This window comes from Puniceibacterium sp. IMCC21224, from assembly GCF_001038505.1.
Classification (GTDB): Bacteria; Pseudomonadota; Alphaproteobacteria; order Rhodobacterales; family Rhodobacteraceae; genus Puniceibacterium.
In genome coordinates, this window is record NZ_LDPY01000001.1 from 683,348 (window position 1) to 707,911 (window position 24,564).

Consider the following 24,564-nt stretch of genomic DNA (forward strand, 5'->3'; position numbering starts at 1 on the left):
CCTTGTCGGGCATAGGGCGGCGCTGGGCCGCCCCGGTCGATCAGTTGACCAACACCCGTGCAACAAATCCGCCGTTGCGCCATTGTACCAGCGCCGCCGTAAAGTTCCGGCCCGGCAGACCATCAACGGTGCTGGTGTAATACCCCGCGTCTTTCAGGCGTTCTTGCACTGCGGCGATGGTCTCGCGGGACCACTGGTCGGCTGCGTCGGTCAGTTGGCCCAGGATTTCACCCCGGTCTTCTGCCGCTCCGCGAAGCAGCATGTTGGCCGCCCCCTGCGGATCGCGGTCGATGCCGCGCCCCTCGTCCAGTAGAATCGCGGCGGCGAGATACCCCTCGCGTGCGCCATCATGCGCCGCACGGGTGAAATATTCCAACGCGTCAGCGGGCGCGTCCACCTGTTCGTTCTGCGCCAGAACACCCAGATTGTAGGTCGCCTTGGCCGACCCTTCGGACGATGCCCGTTTAAGCAGCGCAATCGCTCCCGCGCTGTCCGCGGCGCCCCCCGTCCCTTCGAGCAGGGAAATCGCCAGGTTGATCATCGCGTCATGGCTGCCTGCCTCTGCCGCCGTGCGGTACAACGTGATTGCGGCCTGCACATCCATTTCAACGCCGGTTCCTGTCTCGTACAATTGCGCCAGGCTGACCATGGCGCGCAAATCGCCCCGCCCCGCCGCATCGCGATAGAGCCGCACCGCCTGCCGCAAATCCCCCGACGCCGCCGTCGCCCGTGCCAGCAAGGCCACATAATGCGGTAACTCGGGTGAACGCGCGGCGGCGGCGCTGCAGGCGCGAATTGCATTCAGCGCATTCTCGCTCAGCCGATCGAACGGCACTCCGGGGTTTTCCGCCGTGGCGTCGCGCGGATGGGTCGCCAGGCGCTGACAGATGGTGCCCGGCAGCGCATCCTCGGGGCGCGGAATCGACGCCAGCAACCGCTGCGCCTCATCTACATTCAAACCCTGAGGATAGCGCTCTACATACACTTCGAGCAGTGGGCGCATCCGGCTGCGGCGCGCCAGTTCCCACAGCCGATCCGCATCATCCGCCAAATTCAGCGCCCGGGTCTGAGTTCCGGTTTGCAGATGCGCGACCGCCTCGTCGATATGCGACCCCGCCGGATAACGATCAACGTAGAGCGTCAGCAGTTGCGGATCGCCAGCGTTGACCGCCAGTTGATACAGCATGCTTTCCTCGGAAATGGTCTGCGGCCCGTCGTCGAACTGGAACCGCCGGGTGAGCGACGAATTCTCCCACGGGATCTGTCGCCCGCCGGTCGCGGCCAGCACATCGCGCCGCACCCCGATCATCATCTGCGCAATGTCCTGCCCCGGCGTGTAGATGTGATGCAGCAGTGCCTCGGTGAAAAAGCTGTTTCGCCCGGTGCCGTCGTAAGCGACGTTGTCGGGCTGGGTGGCATAGGCAAATAGAAAATTCGCCGCTGTTCCGACCCGCGCCAGACCTTTTCCAAGGCGCGGGTCTTGCTCCAGCGCTGCACCAAAGGGATTGTCGCGACAAGCATCCAAAAGGACGAGTTTGACGCCGTCCGACCGCTCCATCGCGTTCAGGACCCGCGACAGATCAGCCGTTTGCGTCGTGACATCCGCCGTTGACCGGATCGTCGCATCCGCAGGCACCAGGTAGTTGCGCCCATCCGCCTGAAACCCGTGGCCGGCGTAGAAGAACAGCACCACATCCGCCTCCTCTGCGGCATTGCCAAAGTCGCGCAGCACTGCGTCCATCCGATCCTTTGTCACGTCAGTCTCAAGCGTGACCGTGAACCCGAGCCCGCGCAGCGCCACCGCAATGTCCAGCGCGTCGTTGCGCGGGTTCTCAAGTGTGTCGAACTGCTGGTAATCCGAATTTCCGATGACCAGCGCGACCCGTTCTTCGGCTAACGCTGCCCCGCCCGTCAGCAGGACGGAAAAGACAAAGACGAATACGCGCAACACCGGTATCATGGCGCCAATGTCACAGCCCGACCGCGCGCGACAACTTGATCCCGACGCTGTCGACCGCTGCGGCAATGGTGGTCACTGTCGCCGATTGCAACGACACCAGTTCCGGATCGTCGGCGCGGGCAAAGCTGATCGCCTTGCGAATCTCCGAAGAAGCGGTGCTGACGGCCGCACGCGCTTCGCTCAGGGCGTCACGGCGGATCGCGTCGCGTTGCGCGTCGGTCGTGGCCCCCGCCAGACGCGTATTGGCGCGCGCGCGGGCCCTGTCGGTCTGCACCCGTGCCGTACGCACGATGCGCGCTACGTTCTCCAACCCCGGTGGCAGATCGGTTGAAATTGCATCCAGCTCGTTGGCAAAATCGTCCAAGGCATCCGACAGGCAGGCCAGGTAGCGGTCGGCATCCGACAGGTTCTGCGCACAAGCATCCGCTGCGATCTCCAACGTCGCGGCAAAAGACTGCACAAGCGTCAGCGTGTCGCCTGCATCTTCAACCGCAGCCTCGCCGCCACGCGTAAGCGAGGTTTGCAGGTCATCGGATGGATTGGATGCCGGGGCCTCCATCGCAAGCGGCAACGGTTGCTCGGGCACCGGCCCGCCAGTCACGTCCAGCGCGCCGGTGCCGTAGGTGATGGCGTAATTGTCCAGACCGGCCCCGACGGCAGCGGCGGCGGTGATGTCATAGGGCGCCCCGGCCACCCCGGCGTCAGCGGCGGCGCCATCGCTCGAGAGGCTCAGCGCGGTGACGACATCGGCGAACAGCAGGCCGGTCGCAGTGAAGGCCGAGCCGTCAAAGCTGAAGAGCTCGCCATAGGTTTTGGTCTGGTCGTCGGGTGTCACGATCAGCGGGGCGGGGGTGACGTCCAGCGCGCCGGTGCCGTAGGTGATGGCGTAATTGTCCAGACCGGCCCCGACGGCAGCGGCGGCGGTGATGTCATAGGGCGCCCCGGCCACCCCGGCGTCAGCGGCGGCGCCATCACTCGAGAGGCTCAGCGCGGTGACGACATCGGCGAACAGCAGGCCGGTCGCAGTGAAGGCCGAGCCGTCAAAGCTGAAGAGCTCGCCATAGGTTTTGGTCTGGTCGTCGGGTGTCACGATCAGCGGGGCGGGGGTGACGTCCAGCGCGCCGGTGCCGTAGGTGATGGCGTAATTGTCCAGACCGGCCCCGACGGCAGCGGCGGCGGTGATGTCATAGGGCGCCCCGGCCACCCCGGCGTCAGCGGCGGCGCCATCGCTCGAGAGGCTCAGCGCGGTGACGACATCGGCGAACAGCAGGCCGGTCGCAGTGAAGGCCGAGCCGTCAAAGCTGAAGAGCTCGCCATAGGTTTTGGTCTGGTCGTCGGGTGTCACGATCAGCGGGGCGGGGGTGACGTCCAGCGCGCCGGTGCCGTAGGTGATGGCGTAATTGTCCAGACCGGCCCCGACGGCAGCGGCGGCGGTGATGTCATAGGGCGCCCCGGCCACCCCGGCGTCAGCGGCGGCGCCATCACTCGAGAGGCTCAGCGCGGTGACGACATCGGCGAACAGCAGGCCGGTCGCAGTGAAGGCCGAGCCGTCAAAGCTGAAGAGCTCGCCATAGGTTTTGGTCTGGTCGTCGGGTGTCACGATCAGCGGGGCGGGGTGACGTCCAGCGCGCCGGTGCCGTAGGTGATGGCGTAATTGTCCAGACCGGCCCCGACGGCAGCGGCGGCGGTGATGTCATAGGGCGCCCCGGCCACCCCGGCGTCAGCGGCGGCGCCATCACTCGAGAGGCTCAGCGCGGTGACGACATCGGCGAACAGCAGGCCGGTCGCGGTGAAGGCCGAGCCGTCAAAGCTGAAGAGCTCGCCATAGGTTTTGGTCTGGTCGTCGGGTGTCACGATCAGCGGGGCGGGTGTGACGTCCAGCGCGCCGGTGCCGTAGGTGATGGCGTAATTGTCCAGACCGGCCCCGACGGCAGCGGCGGCGGTGATGTCATAGGGCGCCCCGGCCACCCCGGCGTCAGCGGCGGCGCCATCACTCGAGAGGCTCAGCGCGGTGACGACATCGGCGAACAGCAGGCCGGTCGCGGTGAAGGCCGAGCCGTCAAAGCTGAAGAGCTCGCCATAGGTTTTGGTCTGGTCGTCGGGTGTCACGATCAGCGGGGCGGGTGTGACGTCCAGCGCGCCGGTGCCGTAGGTGATGGCGTAATTGTCCAGACCGGCCCCGACGGCAGCGGCGGCGGTGATGTCATAGGGCGCCCCGGCCACCCCGGCGTCAGCGGCGGCGCCATCGCTCGAGAGGCTCAGCGCGGTGACGACATCGGCGAACAGCAGGCCGGTCGCAGTGAAGGCCGAGCCGTCAAAGCTGAAGAGCTCGCCATAGGTTTTGGTCTGGTCGTCGGGTGTCACGATCAGCGGGGCGGGGGTGACGTCCAGCGCGCCGGTGCCGTAGGTGATGGCGTAATTGTCCAGACCGGCCCCGACGGCAGCGGCGGCGGTGATGTCATAGGGCGCCCCGGCCACCCCGGCGTCAGCGGCGGCGCCATCACTCGAGAGGCTCAGCGCGGTGACGACATCGGCGAACAGCAGGCCGGTCGCAGTGAAGGCCGAGCCGTCAAAGCTGAAGAGCTCGCCATAGGTTTTGGTCTGGTCGTCGGGTGTCACGATCAGCGGGGCGGGGGTGACGTCCAGCGCGCCGGTGCCGTAGGTGATGGCGTAATTGTCCAGACCGGCCCCGACGGCAGCGGCGGCGGTGATGTCATAGGGCGCCCCGGCCACCCCGGCGTCAGCGGCGGCGCCATCACTCGAGAGGCTCAGCGCGGTGACGACATCGGCGAACAGCAGGCCGGTCGCGGTGAAGGCCGAGCCGTCAAAGCTGAAGAGCTCGCCATAGGTTTTGGTCTGGTCGTCGGGTGTCACGATCAGCGGGGCGGGTGTGACGTCCAGCGCGCCGGTGCCGTAGGTGATGGCGTAATTGTCCAGACCGGCCCCGACGGCAGCGGCGGCGGTGATGTCATAGGGCGCCCCGGCCACCCCGGCGTCAGCGGCGGCGCCATCACTCGAGAGGCTCAGCGCGGTGACGACATCGGCGAACAGCAGGCCGGTCGCGGTGAAGGCCGAGCCGTCAAAGCTGAACAGCTCGCCATAGGTTTTGGTCTGGTCGTCGGGCGTCACGATCAGCGGGGCGGGGGTGATTTCGGCCGCAGCGCTGGCGATGACCGGGCGGTAGTCCTGGCCCATCGCGCTGGTGAACGTGCCCAGAGATACGGTCACGCGCTGCGTTCCCACCGTGATGTCGGAAAAGATCGGCGTGTCAAAGGTGCCGGCAGTGTCGAGGGTGTCGCCTTCTGGGCCAAAGACATAGGATCCCGGCCCGCCATAGAGTGTTCCGCTGATGCTGGTCGTATCGTTGTCGCCGTACGTCAGGGAGACCGGATTTGGCTGCGCAAAGACAACTGGATCGATGGAGTAGAGCGCGGGATATTCCACTGTGTCGCCAGGGGCCCAGACGGCTGTGAAATCCCAGCCCGCAGCCGTCGCGATGGTAAGGAACCCGTCGGTGTCCTGAAAGGCGGCGGTACTCAGCCCGGCGCCATACCCAGGTTGCCCGCCGTCCGGCTGTGCCGAAACGTCCACGTCCCAGAAACCGGCGGTCACAGCGGTGGTCGGATCCAGGGTTCCGGCCGGGACGTTGACATTGGCGCCGACCAGGCCGCCCTGAGCCGTCTCGCCGGGACCTGCGACGCTGAGCACCGCGCTGGAATAGGTGTTGGTGATCGACCCGCCAGAGGTGAGGCCGACCAGACCACCGATGCTTTGGGGGGCCTGCGCCGTGCTGCTCAGCGCTGAATTGAGGGCATAGCTGTCCAGAATGCTGCCATCGAGGTTCAGTCCGGTATGCCCTCCTAGCGCCAACGTCACAGCATTGGTCGTGGCATCCACCTGCCCGCTCGCCGAGGTCCGAGTGATGTTGCCAGAATTGGCCCCGGCAAAGCCACCTACATAGGCGTCATTAATAAAGGTGCCCGTCACCGGGCTAAGATCGGTGTAGCTTATCAACGGTCTGGAGAAAGAGTCCGAGATGTCGTTTTGGTTGGTTCCGACAAAACCGCCAACGCTCATGTCGTCATCTGCAGCGGCCGAGAACACAATTGCGCCGTCTGCCCATGACTGGGTGATTGTCCCGACGCGACCGCTGCTGTCCGGGGCCCCCGAATTGGCCCCGGCAAAGCCACCGACGTCAAAGCCTGTCCCTTGGGTGCCGACGGTGACGTCGCCCGACGCGCTTGCCTGACTGATCGGGGCAATGTTGTCCCCCACAAGTCCGCCGACGCGGCCCGGTGCCAACAGGGCAAACGGTGCCGTTGATGAGACAAGCACATCGCCCGACGCAAACACGTTGTTGATCGGTTCACTCGCGTAATTCAGAGCGTAGCCCAAAAGTCCGCCGACCACGGGGGCACCACCGCTCTGGACTGAGATATCGCCAAGCGCGAAGGAATCCAGCACTGACACCTGGCTATTGCCGACCAGACCGCCGGCATAGATCTGGTCGCTGCCCAGCATCTGAATGTCGATGAGAACGTCGCTGGACACACCCGACATCGCATCTGTGCTCAGCGCGCGACCTGCCACGCCGCCGACATGCGTTTCACTCGATCCGGTGATGGTCATGGTCCCGCCAGCAGTTGTGTTTGCGACAAGGCCCAGATTTCCGCCCACGACACCGCCAATGGCGCGGATATCAGTGTCGCTTGCGGCCCCGGTTGCGGTGATGGTGCCGTCAAACGCGCCTCCGGTGATGGACCCGTCAAAGACATAGCCAGCAAGCCCGCCAACATACTGGGAAATCGTGCTTGTGGTGTCCGAGTCGATGCTGCCTGTGAAGGTCGAATTCAGCAGATCGCTTTGCCGCAGCTCGCCAACGATGCCTCCGGTAAAGTAGGCGGTTTCGTCGCCGTCGCCCACTCTGCCCTGCACCGTGACTGTGTCGATTGTGGAATCGATTGCATCGGCCACAAGCCCCCCGACCTGCGGGCCGCCCTGCACATCGACATTGGTCATGTTCAGATTCGTGATGGTGGCGTCCTGCGTCAGCGCAAATAGTCCCGCGTCGCCGATCAGAATCGAACCGGCCTCGTCCGTGTTGATGAACAACCCGTCGATTGTGTTGCCCTGTCCGTCCAGCGTGCCGGAAAACCCGGTAAAGCCCAGCCCGACAATCGGCGTGAACCCGGCAGGGCCACCGGATCCCATGTTCCATGTGGTTGTGCCGGTGGCGTCGATATCGTTGATGAGGGCAAAGTTCTGATCCAGCAGGCTTTGCGAATCCACGCCCTGTAGCCCGTAGATATCGGTCAGCTGGTAGGGATCGGCCACAGTGCCCACCCCGCCCGCCGCGCGCAGAAAGGTCGATTCGTCGGACAAAGTGAAACTGAGGGCGGAAAACGCCGACAGGGTAGGTGAATTCTGCTGCCACGTCCCCGAGGTTTGGCCAAACACCTGGTCCATCGAGAAATTCTGCACGTCGACGCTGCCGCCGCCCAGGCTTTCGACCAAGCTGCCGCTGTTGACAAAAAGGTTCATCGCCGTGGCTGAGAAGCTGCCCACCGCGACGTCTCCGCCGGGGTTGAGCGAAATTGTCCCCGGCGCGGTCAGCACAAAGCTGCCCGAGGCGCTGGTGACGGCCTGGTTTACCACAATATCATTGTTTGATTGCAGCGTCAGGGTCGAGGCGAGCAGCCAGTTGATTGGGGCATCAACCGTGATATTGCCATCGCCGCCGAATTCGTCACCGGGGGCGCCGGTACTGACGGTGACATTGCCCATTTCGAGGTTCACCTCGAGGTCATTGACATTGATGAGGGCCGAGCTGGGCGCGCCGCAGCAATCATCATATGTCACGCCGGAGGGATCGAAATTGTTGCCGTTTTCCAATCCCGGGGTCGTGCCGTCGGAATCCTGGATTGTGACGTCCAGCGGGTCAAGCAGCAGCATGCCTGCATTGCCCTGTGGCGCACGGGTGTCGACCAGCCCGGCAAAGGCCAGCATCTGCTTGCCTGACACTTCGACAAAGCCGCCGTTGCCGCCAGCGTCGCCGCCGCGCGCTTCGATCAAGCCGTCGAACGCAGTGTGCAGGTCGGACCACAGGATGATCCGCCCGCCATCGCCATCCTGATCGGCATTCGCGGTGATGGTGGTGGTGGCATCTACGCTTAGCGTCTGGGCGGTAGGCAGAGCGCCGCCACCCTGATAGTCGCCGCCGATGCGGATCTGGCCACCCTGCGCGCCGCTTGCGTCGATCTCGGCCCCGGCGAGCGCGACATCCTCCCCGGTTATGGTGATGTCACCGCCAGTGGGGCGCAATTGCGGCCGCCGCGAGGTTTCGACCTGGATCCGCGCCCGTTGCGGTTGCGGCGCGCGGGCACGCGTTGTTACGCGGCCTGTGACCTGAACTGATCCGCCGCCGCCGCCCAGAACGATGGCACCATTCTGTACCGAGACCGAGCGCGCCTCGGCCACGCCGCTGAGGTTGATCGCCTGTCGCGCGGCATTGCGCGCGGTGGCCGCGCGCATTTCGATTAGCCCGCCATCCGCTGACACGGTGCCGGCATTTTCGATCAGCGCGCGCATGTCTGCGTCGTCAGAGGCAGACGGAATAGCCACCTGAAGGAACTGGTCGCCTGACACATCCAGCGTTACCAATTCACCCGCAGCAAACCCGATCCGTCCCAGCGGCACCGTCACGACACCCGAATTGCTGACCCGCCCGCCCATCAGCGCCGCATAGCCGCCGCGCCCGATGGTGATACGTCCGGCATTTTCGACCGGGGCTGAGGCACCGTTGCCGTCGAACCGCAGCCGTCCGGCCATGAAATCGTCGTCACTGGTGTCCAGTGTCGAGGCGACAAACCCGCCCCCAGCCGAGATATTGCCATTCGGCCCAATAAAGATGCCGTTGGGATTGACCACAAACACCTGGCCATTGGCCGTCAGGCTGCCGTGAATGCGGCTGTCCGCCGTACCGGTGACCCGGTTCAGCACAGCACTGTTCGAAGACGGTTGAACAAAGCCGACATGCCCACCTTGACCGATGGAAAAGCTTTGCCAGTTGATCACCGCGCGGTCGCTGTTCTGGGTGATGATCAGGCTTTGATTGACGGGCGTGCCGATGCTGGCAGACCCCTGCGCCACAGCGCCGCCGGTTGGCAGCTCGGCCTGGGCAAATACGCTGACAGGAAGCACCAGAATGCAAAGCCCGGTGATCAGGCCTGCCGGATAGATCAGGGGGACTGACCACTCAGAAACGGAAATTCCCCGAAATGCTGAATCGTGTCTCGTCCGAGCCATGATCCCTGTCTCCCTTGGCAAGTTCGATCCTGACTGAATTTGATCGAAATCTGGAATTGGTTTGTGAAATAAGATCGAGGCCGATGCCGTAGGACGAAGCGCCCTCGTGACCATGTTCGACCGCCGTAGTCTGTTCGATGCTGACCGCGCCGACACCTGCGAAAATATAAGGGCTTAGTACCATTGGCGTGCCAGCCATGGTGGTCGGAAACTGCGATGCCAGTTCTGCGCGCAGCAGCCAGCCGCTGTCACCGCGCAGCGACCCGGAATCAAAGGCCGACAAATCACGCGCCCCGGCAATGCTGATTTGTTCCGATGTGACCAGCGGATCGCCGAACGACGTTTGCACCCGCCCTGACAGCGACAGCATCAACCGATCCGCCAGCGACCGCTGATGAAAGCCTGACAGCGTGAGTTTGGTAAACTCGGCATCCGCGCCTTGCCGCGACAGGGGCACCGATCCGGCGGCATCCTCTTTGGTGCGTGCGCCAAAAGCATCGACGCCGTGCGACAGCACCATGCTGCCCTCGGAGACGGCATTGTCATCGTGAATATAGCTGATGCTGGCACTGGCGCGCAGGACGGTAATGTTGTCCTCGTAAATCGGGGTCTCGCTCCCGCCGACGATCAGCGCCTGGTCGTCCTGTTGCCGGTCCAGTGCAACCTGGGTCGTCAGATTGAACTGGCGCGACCGGATCCAGGGATAGATCAGCCGCAGCGACTGGCGGTCAAAGTTGGACCGGGTCGGCGCGGTGCTGTCGTCGGGTGTGGTGTCGCTGGTCGTCAGTTCGACATTCAGCGCCAGTCCCGACGGCCCCAGTGGCATCACGGCACCCACAGCGAAAATCCGGTAGCGGGGATCGGCATCGAGGATCTGATGCGGGGAGGCTGACATGCGGGCATAAAACGATTCGCCAAAGCCCAGCGGGCTGTTGAATTCGACCCCGGCGTTCAGAACGAAAGTGCCCAACTCCTCGGAGGCCAGATTGTCAAAGCCGACAAAGCCAGTGATGGTACGGTATTCGGCGTCCAGCATCACCACAGTGCCGCCGGGTTGCTGGCCCGCCGTCAGGGCCGATCCCAGTGCGACCCCAGCCACATCCCCAGCCAGCAGTAACTGCCGTTCCAGGTCGGGCAAGGCCACGCCCTTTTTGTCGACAAGCGGGGCAGTCAGCGTTGCGATCCGCGCGCGGACATTGTCGGGCAGGCCGGTCGAGTCGACGGTTTCGACAAACCCGTTCACAACTGCGACGCGCAACACTCCGCCATCGCGCAGGCTTTGTTGCGGCAGCACCACCCGCGCCAGAACATAGCCGGCATCGGCATAGGCGGCCTCAAGATCATTCACCGCGTTGAACAGTTCGGACACCGGGATTCGACCAGCCGTCAGGCGCGACTGAAGAGCGGCGTTGGCCGCAGCCATCTGTGGCAGCGGATCATCCAGTTTCACCCCCGACAGCGTAATGCCGATCTGCTCTGCGCCGGCGGGGGCCCGCGCCCCGGTAGCCCCGGAAAACACAATGGCACCGTCAAGGCGCTGTAACTGCGGTTGAAAACTGTCCGGCGTCACGGCGCTGGCACTTTGGGCGCTGGCACTGCCGGGCAACGCCAGACTTATGGCGACGCATTGGGCCAGCATCGTCGCGGCCATGACCGGGCGTCGCAAAACTGCGCGTTGGGGCTGTTGTGATCCGATCACCATGCGGTCGGCTCCATGCGGCAAAGACTTCAAACGTGCGTACTAAAATCGTCGGGACGGACCGCCAGGAATTCATACGGCCTTACGCAAGGCTAGGCGCGTCAATTGCCTTATTGCAAGGGTTTTTTCGGGACTCGTTCACATCGTGACAGTTGTGCCATCGGTCTGCGCACCGCGTCGGGACGATCCGGGCCAGAGTCACTATACTTCTGACCTTGCCGCGCCGTGTCATGGGTTCGGCGGCCTTTCGCCTAGCTTATGACCTGCCTCAGCTCGGTCTGAATTTCACGCAGCTTTTCCAGATAGAGCGATGCAAGACGATCCGCCTGCGCGCGCTGCGATGACAGTCCGATATTGAGTGCGGCAACAATACGACTGTGCGTATCTAACAGCGGAACTGCGATCGAAACCAGACCCGGCTCGACCTCTTGGTCAATCACCGCATAGCCCTGTTCACGCACGATTTGCAGTTCGGCGAATAACGCGTCGGCGGTTGTGATGGTGTTTGGGGTGCGGGCCGCCAGAGGGTGGGACAGGGCGGCAGTGATTGCAGAATCCGGCAGCGCCGCCAGCAAAACCCGTCCCATGGATGTGCAATACGCGGGTAGGCGCGATCCGGGGGTCAGGGAAATCGACATGACTTTGTGTTGCGCGGCACGTGCAACATAGACGATTTCATCGCCATCTAGAATTGAGACCGACAGGCTTTCGCCCAGCTCTTCTGACGATCGGTCCAGCCACGGCTGCACGATTCGGGGCAACGGCATCGTCGCAAGGCAGGCCGTCCCAAGACGCATGATCCTGGGTGTCAGGGTAAAGAATTTGCCGTCGTAATCGGCGTAAGCCAGTTGGGCCAGCGTCAGCAGGCATCGTCGCGCCGTCGCCCGGTCAAGGCCGCTGGCGGCAGCCACCTGCGAGATGGATTGGCGCGGGGTGTCGGCGGTGAATGTTTCGATCACCAAGAGTCCTTTGGCGAGGCCGGTCATGATGTCGCGTTGTTCCAAGGTAATCCCTTTTGTGCGATATGTAAACAAACATCGTATATCGCACAAAAGGGATTGCTGTCGAGCCGAACGTGACTTAACCCGTCGTAAAAGTAGGAGCACCCGATGGACAAAACCATTTCCAGCACCGCTGAGGCGGTGGCGAAAATTCCCGATGGGGCGGTCGTGATGATCGGCGGTTTCGGCGGGGCAGGCGCACCGATCGAGCTGATCCATGCGCTGATTGATCAAGGTGCCAAAGATCTGACTGTCATCAACAACAATGCGGGCAACGGTCGCATTGGAATCGCGGCGATGATTGATGCGGGTATGGTGGCAAAAATGATCTGCTCGTTCCCGCGCTCATCCAACCCGCGGGCGTTCAATGAAAAATACCTCGCCGGCGAAATTGAACTCGATCTTGTGCCGCAGGGCACCTTGGCAGAACGCATTCGGGCTGCGGGGGCGGGAATACCGGCCTTTTATACACCGACGGCTTTTGGCACCGAATTGGCCAAGGGCAAGATTGTGGCCGAGTTCGACGGTAAATCCTATGTGCAGGAACGCTGGCTCAAGGCGGATTTCGCGTTGATCAAGGCCGAGTTGGCCGACCGGCACGGCAACCTGACCTATAACAAGACCGCGCGTAACTTTAGCCCGTTGATGTGTGCCGCGGCGCAGACGACAATCGTTCAGGCGTCAAAAATCGTCGAACCCGGTGCCATCGACCCCGAGCACGTGGTCACCCCGGGTCTGTTCGTCGATCACATCGTCCATATTCCAGATCCGCAGCAGGAAGAAATGCTCATTCGCGCCGAGACTGTATACCCATGACCGAATACAAATTGTCCAACGCACAAATTGCCTGGCGCGCCGCGCAGGACATCGCCGATGGCGATTATGTCAACCTGGGGATCGGCTTTCCCGAAAAGGTGGCGCAATACCAGCCCACAGGACGGCAGGCGATCTTTCATACCGAAAATGGCATCCTGGATTTTGGCCCGTCCCCTGCCGAAGGCGAGGAAGACTGGGATCTGATCAACGCGGGCAAGCGCGCGGTGACGCTGAATCCGGGCGCGTCGTTCTTTCATCACGCTGACAGCTTTGCGATGGTGCGTGGCGGGCATCTGGATGTGGCCATTTTGGGCGCGTTCCAGGTTGCTCAGAACGGCGATCTGGCAAACTGGCGCGTCGGTGAAAAAGGGGTGCCCGCTGTCGGCGGCGCAATGGATCTGGTGCATGGGGCAAAACGGGTCGCCGTGATCACCGATCACGTGACCAAGACAGGCGATCCCAAGCTGGTTGAAACCTGTACCTTTCCGCTGACGGGACTGGCCTGTGTGACGCGGGTCTACACCAGCCTTGCGGTGGTCGACATCGAAGACGGGCGATTTGTCCTGCGCGAAAAGATCCCTGAAATCTCGCTCTCGGCGCTTCAGGATGTGACGGGCGCGACGCTGCATGTTAGCGATGCTGTGACCGACCTCATTACGCCCGAACTCTAAGGAATTCCCATGCAAGACGCCTATATTTGCGATTACATCCGCACCCCGATTGGCCGTTTCGGCGGAACTCTGGCGCCGGTGCGCGCTGACGATCTTGGCGCGGTTCCCCTTAAGGCATTGATGGCGCGCAACGCCGGTGTCGATTGGGATGCCGTCGATGACGTGATCTATGGCTGCGCCAATCAGGCGGGCGAAGACAACCGCAACGTTGCGCGCATGTCCGCCCTGCTGGCAGGATTGCCTGTGTCGGTGACGGGAACGACGATCAACCGCCTTTGTGGGTCGGGGATGGATGCGGTCATCATGGCGGCCCGGTCGATCAAAGCAGGCGAGGCTGAGCTGATGATCGCAGGCGGGGTCGAAAGCATGAGCCGCGCGCCATTTGTGATGCCAAAGGCCACAAGCGCCTTTTCCCGCAATGCCGAAATCTACGACACAACCATCGGCTGGCGGTTTGTGAATCCGCTGATGAAATCGCAATATGGCGTCGATTCGATGCCTGAAACCGGCGAAAATGTCGCCGAAGACTTCAACATCAGTCGCGCAGATCAGGACGTCTTTGCCTTGAACAGCCAAACCAAGGCGGCGCAGGCGCAGGCCAACGGGCGGCTGGCACGGGAAATCACGCCGGTCACTATCCCACAACGACGCGGTGATGCGGTGGTGTTTGAGGCCGATGAACACCCCCGTGCGACCACGTTGGAAAAGCTGGCTAAACTGCCGACGCCGTTTCGCGCCGACGGGTCGGTCACGGCGGGCAATGCGTCGGGTGTGAACGACGGGGCGGCCGCGTTGATTATTGCATCAGCCAGTGCTGCCAAAAAATACGGGCTGACGCCGATTGCCCGCGTGTTGGGCGGGGCGACCGCCGGCGTTGCGCCGCGCATCATGGGGTTCGGCCCAGCACCTGCGTCGCAAAAGCTGATGGCGCGGTTGGGGCTGACTCAGGCGGACTTTGATGTGATCGAACTGAACGAAGCATTCGCGAGTCAGGGCCTTGCCACCTTGCGCGATTTGGGCATTGCCGATGATGATCCGCGGGTCAATCCGAACGGTGGTGCGATTGCGCTGGGTCATCCGCTTGGGATGTCGGGGGCGCGTATCACCGGCTCTGCTGCGCTGGAGCTGTCTTTGACCGGGGGCACGCGGTCGCTGTCCACGATGTGCATCGGCGTCGGACAAGGGATCGCGCTGGCTCTGGAGCGTGTCTGAGGGCGGCCTGGCTGTTGGGATGACGTTGACGATATCACGGCGAAGGGGGCGAATGTCCTCTTAGACATCTCCTGTAACCTCTGCTAGACCGCGCCCAAACCCCTCATACCCCAAAGGGCGCTTCACATGACCACCCCCAGACCCGTAGTCCTCACCATCCTTGATGGGTGGGGGCTGCGCGAGGACACGACCGCCAATGCACCGGCGCTGGCGCGGACACCGACGATGGACTGGCTGATGGCCAACTGCCCGCATGCGCAGTTGATCACCCATGGACCGGATGTCGGTCTGCCGACCGGGCAGATGGGCAATTCCGAAGTTGGCCACACTAATATCGGCGCGGGCCGGGTGGTGGCGATGGATCTGGGGCAGATTGATCTGGCGATCGAAGACGGGTCGTTTTTCAAGAACCCGGCCATTCTTGAGATGATCCAGACCCTGCAGGACAGCAACGGCACCGCGCATCTGATGGGCGTGGTCAGTGATGGCGGGGTGCATGGACACCTGAACCACATCTTTGCGGCGGCCAAGGCGATTAGCCAGACCGGCGTGCCGGTGCTGATCCATGCGATCACTGATGGGCGCGACGTGGCCCCTAAATCGGCGGACGGCTTTATTGCCAAGCTGCAAAAACGTCTACCGCAGAATGTCGGCATCGCGACGGTGATCGGGCGGTACTATGCGCTGGACCGCGATAACCGGTGGGAACGGGTGCAGACCGCCTATGATGCCATCGTCAACGGCAAGGGTGATCACGCCGACACTGCCCGAGACGCGGTAAAACAGTCGTATGCCGCTGACAAGACGGATGAATTTATCCCGGCTACAGTGATCGACGGCTATGATGGTATCCGCGAGGGCGACGGCCTTTTCTGTCTCAACTTTCGCGCGGATCGTGCGCGCGAAATTCTGGCGGCCATCGGCGCGCCCGACTTTGACGGCTTCGACCGTGGGCCAAAACCGCCGCTGGCCTCACTTCTGGGGATGGTGGCGTATTCGGATGCCCACGCGGGCTATATGGCCACGGTGTTTCCAAAACGGGAACTGCACAACACGTTGGGCGAATGGGTGGCAAAGCAAGGCAAGACGCAATTCCGCCTGGCCGAAACTGAAAAATATCCGCATGTGACCTTTTTCCTCAATGGCGGTAAGGAAGCGCCAGAACCGCACGAGGACCGGCTGATGCCGAAATCGCCAAAGGTAGCGACCTATGACATGCAGCCCGAGATGTCCGCCGAAGATGTGACGCAAGCCTTTGTTGCGGCTGTAGAAAAGGGCTACGATCTGATCGTGACAAACTATGCCAACCCCGACATGGTTGGGCATACCGGCGATCTCAAGGCCGCGATCAAGGCCTGCGAAACCGTCGATGCCGGGCTGGGCCGGGTGTTAGAGGCGGTTCGTGCTGCGGGTGGCGCGATGATTGTCACAGCGGATCACGGCAATTGCGAAACCATGGTGGATCCCGAAACTGGCGGACCGCACACAGCGCATACGCTGAACCCGGTGCCCGTGGTGCTGTTCGGCGGGCCGAAAAAGGCCAAGCTGCGCAACGGGCGGTTGGCGGATCTGGCGCCGACGCTTCTGGCATTGATGGGGCTGGAACTGCCCGCGGAAATGACCGGAGTTAGCCTGCTTAAACCATGATACGCGTCGCCGCCCTGTTGACCCTGCTCGCCAGTCCGACGCTGGCGCAAAGCCCGGCCGAAGCCGCGCGTGCGGCAGCCGATCAGCTTGAGGCAGCCTCAATCAGGCTGGACGCGGCGGATTCGGCGCGCGACCGGGTTCGGGCGCTGACCGAAACGGTGCGCGCCTACGAAAGCGGGTTGGGCGCGATGCGCGACGGGTTGCGCGACGTAGCGATCCGCGAAACCGAACTGACCCGCGATCTGCGCAGCCGCGAGACTGAGGTGGCGCAGCTTTTGGGTGTGCTCCAAAGCCTTGGCCGGGCGCAGGTGCCCGAAACGCTGTTGCATCCTTCGGGTCCGCTGGGTACGGCGCGGGCCGGTATGCTGGTCGCGGCGGTCACGCCGGGCCTCGCGCAACAGGCCAGCGATCTGCGCGCGGATCTGGACGAAATCACGACCCTGCGAAAATTGCAGGAGGATGCGGTGCGTACCCTGCAAGAGGGGCTGAGCGGTGTGCAGGACGCGCGGACCGAACTTAGCCAGGCGCTGGCCGACCGCACCAACCTGCCCCGCCGTTTTACCGAAGATCCGGTGCGCACCGCGATCCTGATTGCCGGGACTGAAACCCTCGAAGGGTTTGCCAGCGGGCTGAGCCAGATGGCGACTGATGAGGCCGACGGCTCGCTCCCTTCTATAGACTCGCGCAAGGGCCAGCTGGCGCTCCCGGTCGCGGGCCAGATCCTGCGCCGCGCCGGGCAGGCGGATGCCGCCGGTGTGGAACGTCCGGGCATCGTCCTTGCCACCCGGCCCCGCGCGTTGGTGACCACGCCGACTTCGGCGACAATCCGGTATCGCGGGCCGTTGCTGGACTATGGTCTGGTCACAATTCTGGAACCGCAGACTGATTTGCTGTTCGTTCTGGCGGGCATGGACACCGCCTTTGGCGAGATCGGCGAGGTGCTTCCGGCGGGGTCGCCGGTCGGACTGATGGGGGGGGACGAGGCGGAAACCGGCGATATCCTGTCACCTGTCCGTGATAGGGCTGGAACTGTCCGACCGGAAACGCTCTATATAGAGGTCAGACAGGGTGATACGTCCGTGGACCCGCTGACGTGGTTCTCAACCGACAAGGGATAATACTAGCATGAAGAAATTCGTCATGGCCGCCGTGGGTGGCACGCTGGCCGGGATTCTCGCGACCACCCAGCTTGTGGGACCACTTCTGGCGCAGGAAAGCACGCGCACCACCAGTGTTTACGAACAGCTCGACCTGTTCGGCGATATCTTTGAGCGGATTCGCGCCCAATATGTCGAAGAGGTGGACGAAGGCGAACTGATCGAGGCGGCGATCAATGGTATGCTCACCTCGCTTGATCCGCATTCCAGCTATCTGTCGCCCGACGATGCCACCAACATGCGGGTGCAGACCCGTGGCGAGTTCGGCGGTCTGGGAATCGAAGTCACGCAGGAAGAGGGCTTTGTCAAAGTTGTTTCGCCGATCGATGGCACCCCGGCGGATGAGGCGGGGATCGAGGCGGGCGATTTCATCACCCATGTCGATGGAGAATCGGTTCTGGGCCTGACGCTGGACGATGCCGTGGATCTGATGCGTGGCCCGGTCGGGTCCGAAATCATCATCACCGTGGTCCGTGAGGATCAGCCCGAACCGTTCGACGTGTCGATCATCCGTGACACTATCAAACTGACGGCAGTGCGCACCCGGCTTGAGGGCGAGACGGTGGTTCTGCGCGTCACCACCTTTAACGATCAGACCACACCGAACCTGATTTCCGGGCTGGAGGAGCAAGTCGAGGCCGCCGGCGGCATGGATAACGTCAACGGCTTTGTTCTGGATCTGCGCAACAATCCCGGCGGTCTGCTGACGCAGGCGATCAAAGTCTCGGATACCTTCCTTGAAAAAGGCGAGATCGTTTCGACCCGTGGCCGCAACCCGGCTGATGGCGACCGCTACAACGCCACAAGCGGCGATCTTGCCATGGGCAAGCCGATTGTGGTGCTGATCAACGGCGGCTCTGCCTCGGCATCCGAGATTGTAGCAGGCGCGTTGCAGGATCATCGCCGCGCGATCGTTGTCGGCACCAAGAGTTTCGGCAAAGGGTCGGTCCAGACGGTGATGCCACTGCGCGGTGACGGTGCTATGCGCCTGACCACGGCGCGGTATTACACCCCGTCTGGCCGGTCGATCCAGAACCTTGGCGTGTCGCCCGATATCGTTGTGCAGCAGCCGCGCGCCAAGCTCGCCTCGGAAGAGGAAGAGCCCGGCACAACCCCCGCCACCCGGTCCGAGGCCGATCTGCGCGGAAGCCTGAACAACGACAGCCTGACCGACGACGAGATCCGCCAGATCGAGGAAGATCGCGCCAAGGTCGAAGCCGCCGCCGCCCTGCGCGAAGAGGATTACCAGATGGCTTATGCCATCGACATTCTCAAAGGTCTGTCGGCACTGGGTCCGAAAGAGTAAACCTGCACTTCGGGGCGGCCGCAGAAATGTTGCTGCCCCGACCGCATTTTCACGCCGCGACGACACCAAAAGGCTGCGACAGATGACGCCCCAGGAAATCGCCAAACTGCCCTACCGTAAATGCGTCGGTGTGATGCTGCTGAATGCCGATGGACATGTGTTTGTCGGTCAGCGGATCGACAACGACACCCCGGCCTGGCAAATGCCGCAGGGTGGCGTCGAAAAAGGCGAGGCGCCCCGCGATGCCGCCTTGCGCGAACTGTGGGAAGAAACCGGCATAGTCGCGGGTCTTGTCACGGTCGAGGCCGAGACCTCAGACTGGATTCCTTACGATCTGCCACATGATATTGTGCCCCGAATCTGGAAGGGGCGCTATCGCGGGCAGGAACAGAAATGGTTCCTGCTGCGGTTTCAGGGTCAGGATAATCAGGTCAACATCGCCACTGATCACGCGGAATTTTCCGAATGGCGCTGGCTGCCACCGACCGATCTGGTGGCCAATATCGTGCCCTTCAAACGCGAGGTTTACACCCGCGTTCTGGACAGCTTTGCTCCACATCTCTGAGGCTTTGGCAAAGCGGCGCTACGACCTAGCGTAACCGCGCCAGCAGTGATTGCGATGCGTAGCCGTCGGGCGCGACACCTTCGGATTTCTGAAACGCCCGCACTGCTGCGATGCTGTTAGGCCCGATCCGACCATCCACACCCTTGGTGTCGAATCCTCTTGCGGTCAGAAGACTCTGCAATGTTTGGCGGTCATCAAAATTAAGTGCGGGGTCGTCGCGCGGCCACTCGGCACGGATCGCTTCGCCGCCCCGAATACGATCGGACAAATGCCCGACACCGATGACATAGGCATCAGCCGCGTTGTATCGCGCAATCACCGAAAAGTTGGAAAAGATCAGAAACGCCGCCCCCCGCGCCCCGGCGGGCAAAAGGACCGACGCGGCGCCGTGATCGGCCACCGGCTTGCCGTCCATGTCGACAATCCCGTCTTTCGCCCATTCACTGGGAAGCCTGACGTTGTCGCGTCGGGCCTGGGCATAGTCAAACCCGTCCGGCAACTTCACCTCGACGCCCCAGGGCTGCCCCTGTTGCCATTTGTACCGCGCCAGATACGCGGCAGTCGAGGCAAGCGCATCGGTAGGATCATCCGACCAGATATCGCGTCGTCCGTCGCCGGTGAAATCCACCGCCAGCGCCTCGAACGAGGTGGGGATGAACTGGGTGTGCCCCATGGCACCGGCCCAACTGCCGGTCATGTTTTCCGGCGTGGTATCGCCGTTTTGCAGAATCTTGAGCGCAGCAACCAACTGCTGTTCAAAGAATGTGCCGCGCCGTCCGTCATAGGCCAGCGTCGCGAGAGAGCCGATGATCGGCAGGTCACCCCGGAATGATCCATAGGCCGATTCCATGCCCCAGATCGCGACGACGACCTCTTTTTCGACGCCATATTTTGCTTCGATGCGATCGAGAACGGCGCGGTACAGACGCAGCGCATCCTTGCCACCGGTGACACGGGATTCGGATGCGGCGCGGTCAAGATAGTCCCAGATCGACCGGGTAAATTCCGATTGGTTGCGATCACGTTCGACCACCTCGGGGTTGTATCTGGCGGTTCGGAAGGCGCGATCAAAGACCGTGGCACTGACGCCAGCGTCCAGCGCGCGACCCCGGAAACCACGCACCCAGGCGTCAAAACCGGGGTTCGGAACGGCCACCGGGACAACGGGTGTGGTGGTTTCCGCGCTGGGCCGGGGCAGTGGCCGGGTTGAGGTCTCGACCGTGTCGGCGCCACTGGTGCCGGAATACATCAGGGACGCGGCCACAGCCGCGGCGACAAAGCGAAATACCATATCAGTGACCTGCTGCTTTACCTGTTTTCCGCAGCTTACCCCGATTCCGCCTGTGTCGAAAGCTCTCAACCAGGTGGGTCGCAAGAACCCGCCATCGCTGAAATACTGTCCATATAGGTGCGAAGCAGCGGAATCCGCTGGGGTCGAAAACTGCGCCCCGTCAGCTTCAGATCGGACATCCGGTCTAGCCGAAAGGCGCGGAAATCCTGACGCAAGAGACAAAATGCCATCAGGCAATGACTGGCCTCGAACAGGGTGATCGAAAGCGGCTGCACCTCGCGCTGGGTCTTGCTGGCTGCGGCATCACTGTAGCCAAAGGCCACTTGTTCTTCGTCCCAGGCGGCGCGCCGCAGGGTGCGCACGTCAATATTCGGCGCGGCGGGTGGGACAAAGCGGTGAGCGTGCAGCACGGCGTGGCGCAGCCGATGGGCCTGCCGCGCAGGAAGGCGCGCGCGCAGTTTTGACATGGCGCTCGTGGCGGCTTCGGTCAGCGCAGCGTCACCAACGGCCTGAACCTCGCGCAGGCCCAGCACCAGGGCCTCGATTTCTTCGTCGTCAAAGCCGAGCGGCGGCAGGTGCGCGTCCTCGATCAGCGTGTAGCCAAACCCCGCCGCGCCGTCGATCACCGCCCCCAGCGCGCGCAAAGTGTCGATATCCCGATAGAGCGTCCGTTCGGACACCCCGGTTTCCATCGCCAGAGCCAAAGCCGTGGCCGGGGCAGGTAAACGCCGCAGCGCCTGCATCAGTTGAAAGAGTCGTTCGGTACGGGCCATGGTTGGACTATGATGCCTCATCCTGACGGTTTCTGACAGTACGAGCGTATCCTCAGCGTCAGATTTCGAAAGGAGTGGCACCGATGATGACGCTGCACACAGTTGGTCCGGGACGGGATGAACCCTCAATTAGCCAGTTCCACCTCAAAGCAGGGTGCTGGATTGTTCGATCTGGGCAACGATTTGACAACCTGGTTCCTCCTCGGCAGGAGTCCGGAGGGGGAAGATGCGTGAAGCAGATGAAACCAGAGGGTCCCGGTTCAGCGAGCTTGATCCTGAGGATTGCATTCCGGCCCCATTCGCTGCGCAAGATCCGGCAGGTGGTCGATGATGCGCTTGCCGATCTTTATGAAGATAGCACGTGTCGGCGTCGCCATGTCTGCTGCGATTGTCGCTGTCAGACTTAGAAAATCCGACCGCAAGTTCTACTGCGGATGTCTATTTGCATTCCTACAGGTTGGGGGCATCACTATATGTTGACGCAGCGTGCTTGTGCTGTCTATAAAAGTGGAAGTCCGCATATCAAGCTTTTTTCGACGCACCTATTCCGGTCATCTCAGCCGTTATCGGCACAGATGAAACCCCACTGGCACCCCGGTGCCAAGCACCGGCCGATACGGTAAACAGGCAGAACGCCACAAAAACGAGCAGCCATCTGGGGTCCTTCGGGACCCCTCTTTTTGCGGCGGTTATGCTCTGGGCGATCAGCGCCCCCAGCCGTCACTTTGCATTTCGCGCAATCGGCTGGCGGTACGGTCGAACTCAAACGCGCCCACCCCTTCGACATACAGCATTTCCGGATCTGCCGCCGCGCTTACGATCAGTCGAACGCGCGCCTCGTACAGCGCGTCGATCAGTGTCACGAACCGTTTGGCTTCGTTGAAATTCTGTCGCCCAAGTTGGGGGACATTCTCGATGATCAGCACCCGCACGGTTTCCGCCAGCTTGAGATAATCCGCCGGACCCAGCGCCCGACCGCAAAGGTCAAAGAACTGCGCCCGTGCCACGCCGTTGGAAAATTGCGGCAGCTCCACTTCGCGACCCTGTACATGCAACACCAACGGTTCCGCGTGCCCGTCTGACAGCGCCTGCCAGACGCGCCCGATTTCGGCCCGCGCCTCGGCATTGGCGGGGGTGAAATAGACCTGCGCACCGGCAAGTCTGTCCTGCCGGTGATCCTTGGGCGAGGCCAGTTCGCGTACCTCCAGCCGCTCTTTGACCAGTTCGATGAATGGCAGGAACAGCTGCCGGTTCAACCCGTTCTTGTACAGTTCGTCCGGCACCCTGTTTGAGGTTGTGACAACAACACAGCCAACCGAAAACAGCTGCTCGAATAGGCGTCCGACGATCATTGCATCAGTGATATCAGTGATTTGCATCTCGTCGAAGGCGAGCAGTCGAACAGATTCAGCCACCCGTTTGGCAACCGGTTTGATCACATCCTCGGTGCCTTTCTGGCGCTCCTGATGCATCTGGGCGTGCACCTCTTGCATAAAGGCGTGGAAATGCACCCGCCGGGCGGGCACGTTCAGGGTTTCAACGAACAGATCCATCAGCATCGACTTGCCGCGCCCGACCCCCCCCCAAAGGTAAAGCCCCTTGGGGGGGGCGGGGCCTTGCGAAACAGCCCCTTTTTGACCGGCTGGGCCAGCGCCGAGCGGATTCTCTCGAACGCGGGCAAAGCGGCCTCTTGCGCGGGGTCGCGCGCCAGCGCGCCGCTGGCGACGCGTGCCTCGTATTCTTTCTGAACAGTGCTCATGCGCATGGGATACCGCGCCCGCACGTCATTGTGTAGCGCCGCGGCGCGCTATTCATCAATTTCCCTGATGTGATACCCCACCAATTCCGAATTGACGCCACATGGCGATTGCGAAACAACCTACTCCTGACAAAAGGAGCCCCCGGATGCAGACCCGCACGCCATTGTTCACGCCTGTCCTGATCATGGGATGCGCGATCATCCTGGTATCCTTTGCCATTCGCGCCAGCTTTGGGGTGTTTCAAATCCCGATTGCCGAAGAATTCGGTTGGTTGCGGACTGAATTCAGCCTGGCCATCGCGATTCAGAATTTGGCCTGGGGGGTGGGGCAACCGATTTTCGGTGCAATTGCGGAAAAGATCGGTGATCGCAAGGCAATCTTTCTGGGTGCGCTGTTCTATGCCGCTGGCCTTGTCCTTTCGTCCAGCGCCGTCACCCCCGAAGGGCATCAATTCTACGAGATCCTTGTCGGGTTCGGCATTGCTGGCACGGGCTTTGGTATCATCCTCGCCATCGTGGGGCGCGCCAGTTCAGATGAAAACCGGTCGATGAGTCTGGCAATTGCGACCGCTGCGGGCAGTGGCGGGCAGGTGTTCGGTGCGCCGCTGGCGGAATGGATGCTGGGTTTCATGACCTGGCAATCGGTGTTTATTGTCTTTGCTGCGGCGATTCTGCTGGCCATGGCTGCGTTGCCGATGATGCGTGCGCCCCAAGCCAGCCGGGCCGAACTTGAGGAGACCCTGACCCAAATCTTGGGCCGCGCCGCCAAAAGCCCAAGCTATGCGTTGATCTTTATCGGCTTTTTCAGCTGTGGTTACCAGCTGGGCTTTATCACCGCGCATTTCCCGGCATTCGTGACCGAGCTGTGTGGCCCGATCGCGCCCGGCGGCATCCTGCACGGGCTGGGCATCACGACCACATCAGCGCTTGGCGCGGTGTCGATCTCGCTCATCGGGTTGTCAAATATCGTCGGAACGCTGACGGCCGGTTGGCTGGGTCAGCGGTATTCCAAGAAATACCTGCTTGCCGGTATTTATACTGCGCGGACGATTGCCGGTGCGCTGTTTATCCTGCTGCCGATCACACCGGCTTCAGTGATCGTGTTTTCGACCGTGATGGGCGCGCTCTGGCTGGCCACTGTGCCGCTAACGGCTGGACTGGTCGGGCAGATCTTTGGTCTGCGCTATCTCGCCACGCTGTATGGGATCGTGTTTTTCTCGCATCAATTGGGCAGCTTTATGGGCGTGTGGCTGGGTGGACGGCTCTACGATGCGACCGGCGGGTATGGCGCGGTGTGGTGGATCGGTGTTGGTGTCGGGGCGCTTAGTGCCATCGTGCATCTGCCCATCCGCGAGCGCCCGACAGCTGTGGCCGCGCCAGCCTGAGAGGTTCGGCGCGCAAA

At 62.4% G+C, this 24,564-nt stretch carries 15 protein-coding genes and 1 pseudogene; 8 read left to right on the plus strand and 8 right to left on the minus strand.

The genetic code is table 11. The annotated features are described in order from the left end of the window. Nucleotides 1-40: 40 nt before the first annotated feature. The 5 genes from IMCC21224_RS03105 to IMCC21224_RS03125 form a co-directional block, all read right to left on the minus strand. Complete coding sequence (locus IMCC21224_RS03105) at nucleotides 41-1,951, minus strand: caspase family protein (protein ID WP_231582133.1); 1,911 nt, start codon at nucleotides 1,949-1,951, stop codon at nucleotides 41-43. A 19-nt stretch (nucleotides 1,952-1,970) separates the two neighbouring features. Continuing rightward, nucleotides 1,971-3,560: an MBG domain-containing protein gene (locus IMCC21224_RS03110; protein ID WP_047994105.1), complete on the minus strand. Its 1,590-nt coding sequence runs from the start codon at nucleotides 3,558-3,560 to the stop codon at nucleotides 1,971-1,973. Nucleotides 3,561-3,562: 2 nt separating this feature from the next. Beyond that, a complete protein-coding gene (locus tag IMCC21224_RS03115) occupies nucleotides 3,563-9,265 on the minus strand; it encodes an MBG domain-containing protein (protein ID WP_082135113.1) in 5,703 nt (1,900 codons plus the stop codon). Beyond that, nucleotides 9,216-10,967, minus strand: a complete 1,752-nt coding sequence (locus tag IMCC21224_RS03120) for a ShlB/FhaC/HecB family hemolysin secretion/activation protein (protein ID WP_082135114.1) — start codon at nucleotides 10,965-10,967, stop codon at nucleotides 9,216-9,218. The genes IMCC21224_RS03115 and IMCC21224_RS03120 overlap by 50 nt, the downstream gene beginning before the upstream one ends. 248 nt (nucleotides 10,968-11,215) lie before the next feature. Then, nucleotides 11,216-11,950, minus strand: a complete 735-nt coding sequence (locus tag IMCC21224_RS03125; RefSeq protein ID WP_197089237.1) for an IclR family transcriptional regulator C-terminal domain-containing protein — start codon at nucleotides 11,948-11,950, stop codon at nucleotides 11,216-11,218. A gap of 123 nt (nucleotides 11,951-12,073) precedes the next feature. On the opposite strand from IMCC21224_RS03125, the gene IMCC21224_RS03130 reads away from it, so the two are divergent. From IMCC21224_RS03130 to IMCC21224_RS03160, 7 genes are all read left to right on the plus strand, one after another. Next, on the plus strand, nucleotides 12,074-12,781 hold the full coding sequence (locus tag IMCC21224_RS03130; protein WP_047994108.1) for a 3-oxoacid CoA-transferase subunit A: 708 nt from the start codon (nucleotides 12,074-12,076) through the stop codon (nucleotides 12,779-12,781). Beyond that, complete coding sequence (locus tag IMCC21224_RS03135; protein ID WP_047994109.1) at nucleotides 12,778-13,452, plus strand: 3-oxoacid CoA-transferase subunit B; 675 nt, start codon at nucleotides 12,778-12,780, stop codon at nucleotides 13,450-13,452. Before IMCC21224_RS03130 ends, IMCC21224_RS03135 begins: the two co-directional genes overlap by 4 nt. A gap of 9 nt (nucleotides 13,453-13,461) precedes the next feature. Beyond that, nucleotides 13,462-14,664, plus strand: a complete 1,203-nt coding sequence (gene pcaF, locus IMCC21224_RS03140; protein ID WP_047994110.1) for a 3-oxoadipyl-CoA thiolase — start codon at nucleotides 13,462-13,464, stop codon at nucleotides 14,662-14,664. A gap of 126 nt (nucleotides 14,665-14,790) precedes the next feature. Then, nucleotides 14,791-16,311, plus strand: coding sequence for a 2,3-bisphosphoglycerate-independent phosphoglycerate mutase (gene gpmI / locus IMCC21224_RS03145; protein ID WP_047994111.1), 1,521 nt, complete (start codon nucleotides 14,791-14,793; stop codon nucleotides 16,309-16,311). Further along, nucleotides 16,308-17,429 carry a murein hydrolase activator EnvC gene (locus IMCC21224_RS03150; protein ID WP_047994112.1) on the plus strand — a complete coding sequence of 374 codons (1,122 nt, stop codon included), beginning with the start codon at nucleotides 16,308-16,310 and terminating at the stop codon, nucleotides 17,427-17,429. The genes gpmI and IMCC21224_RS03150 overlap by 4 nt, the downstream gene beginning before the upstream one ends. A 7-nt stretch (nucleotides 17,430-17,436) precedes the next feature. Beyond that, nucleotides 17,437-18,774: a S41 family peptidase gene (locus tag IMCC21224_RS03155; RefSeq protein WP_047994113.1), complete on the plus strand. Its 1,338-nt coding sequence runs from the start codon at nucleotides 17,437-17,439 to the stop codon at nucleotides 18,772-18,774. A gap of 82 nt (nucleotides 18,775-18,856) precedes the next feature. Then, on the plus strand, nucleotides 18,857-19,339 hold the full coding sequence (locus IMCC21224_RS03160) for an RNA pyrophosphohydrolase (protein WP_047994114.1): 483 nt from the start codon (nucleotides 18,857-18,859) through the stop codon (nucleotides 19,337-19,339). A gap of 25 nt (nucleotides 19,340-19,364) precedes the next feature. Here IMCC21224_RS03160 and IMCC21224_RS03165 read toward each other — a convergent pair whose 3' ends face one another. The 3 genes and pseudogenes from IMCC21224_RS03165 to zapE all read right to left on the minus strand — a co-directional run bounded on the left by IMCC21224_RS03165 (nucleotide 19,365) and on the right by zapE (nucleotide 23,162). Next, on the minus strand, nucleotides 19,365-20,630 hold the full coding sequence (locus IMCC21224_RS03165; RefSeq protein WP_082135115.1) for a lytic murein transglycosylase: 1,266 nt from the start codon (nucleotides 20,628-20,630) through the stop codon (nucleotides 19,365-19,367). 65 nt (nucleotides 20,631-20,695) lie between these two features. Further along, entirely contained in the window at nucleotides 20,696-21,403 is a 708-nt protein-coding gene (locus tag IMCC21224_RS03170) for a YafY family protein (protein WP_047994115.1), read from the minus strand. 704 nt (nucleotides 21,404-22,107) lie between these two features. After that, nucleotides 22,108-23,162, minus strand: a pseudogene (gene zapE / locus IMCC21224_RS03175) (cell division protein ZapE). A gap of 146 nt (nucleotides 23,163-23,308) precedes the next feature. On the opposite strand from zapE, the gene IMCC21224_RS03180 reads away from it, so the two are divergent. Next, entirely contained in the window at nucleotides 23,309-24,547 is a 1,239-nt protein-coding gene (locus IMCC21224_RS03180) for an MFS transporter (protein ID WP_047994116.1), read from the plus strand. Nucleotides 24,548-24,564: the final 17 nt, after the last annotated feature.

Coding starts and splice junctions, on each gene's coding strand:
- IMCC21224_RS03130 (WP_047994108.1), top strand. CDS start 12,074: ATGGACAAAACCATTTCCAGCACCGCTGAGGCGGTGGCGAAAATTCCC.
- IMCC21224_RS03135 (WP_047994109.1), top strand. CDS start 12,778: ATGACCGAATACAAATTGTCCAACGCACAAATTGCCTGGCGCGCCGCG.
- gpmI (WP_047994111.1), top strand. CDS start 14,791: ATGACCACCCCCAGACCCGTAGTCCTCACCATCCTTGATGGGTGGGGG.
- IMCC21224_RS03115 (WP_082135113.1), bottom strand. CDS start 9,265: ATGGCTCGGACGAGACACGATTCAGCATTTCGGGGAATTTCCGTTTCT.
- IMCC21224_RS03160 (WP_047994114.1), top strand. CDS start 18,857: ATGACGCCCCAGGAAATCGCCAAACTGCCCTACCGTAAATGCGTCGGT.
- IMCC21224_RS03125 (WP_197089237.1), bottom strand. CDS start 11,950: ATGACCGGCCTCGCCAAAGGACTCTTGGTGATCGAAACATTCACCGCC.
- IMCC21224_RS03165 (WP_082135115.1), bottom strand. CDS start 20,630: ATGGTATTTCGCTTTGTCGCCGCGGCTGTGGCCGCGTCCCTGATGTAT.
- IMCC21224_RS03150 (WP_047994112.1), top strand. CDS start 16,308: ATGATACGCGTCGCCGCCCTGTTGACCCTGCTCGCCAGTCCGACGCTG.
- IMCC21224_RS03180 (WP_047994116.1), top strand. CDS start 23,309: ATGCAGACCCGCACGCCATTGTTCACGCCTGTCCTGATCATGGGATGC.
- pcaF (WP_047994110.1), top strand. CDS start 13,462: ATGCAAGACGCCTATATTTGCGATTACATCCGCACCCCGATTGGCCGT.
- IMCC21224_RS03155 (WP_047994113.1), top strand. CDS start 17,437: ATGAAGAAATTCGTCATGGCCGCCGTGGGTGGCACGCTGGCCGGGATT.
- IMCC21224_RS03120 (WP_082135114.1), bottom strand. CDS start 10,967: ATGGTGATCGGATCACAACAGCCCCAACGCGCAGTTTTGCGACGCCCG.
- IMCC21224_RS03170 (WP_047994115.1), bottom strand. CDS start 21,403: ATGGCCCGTACCGAACGACTCTTTCAACTGATGCAGGCGCTGCGGCGT.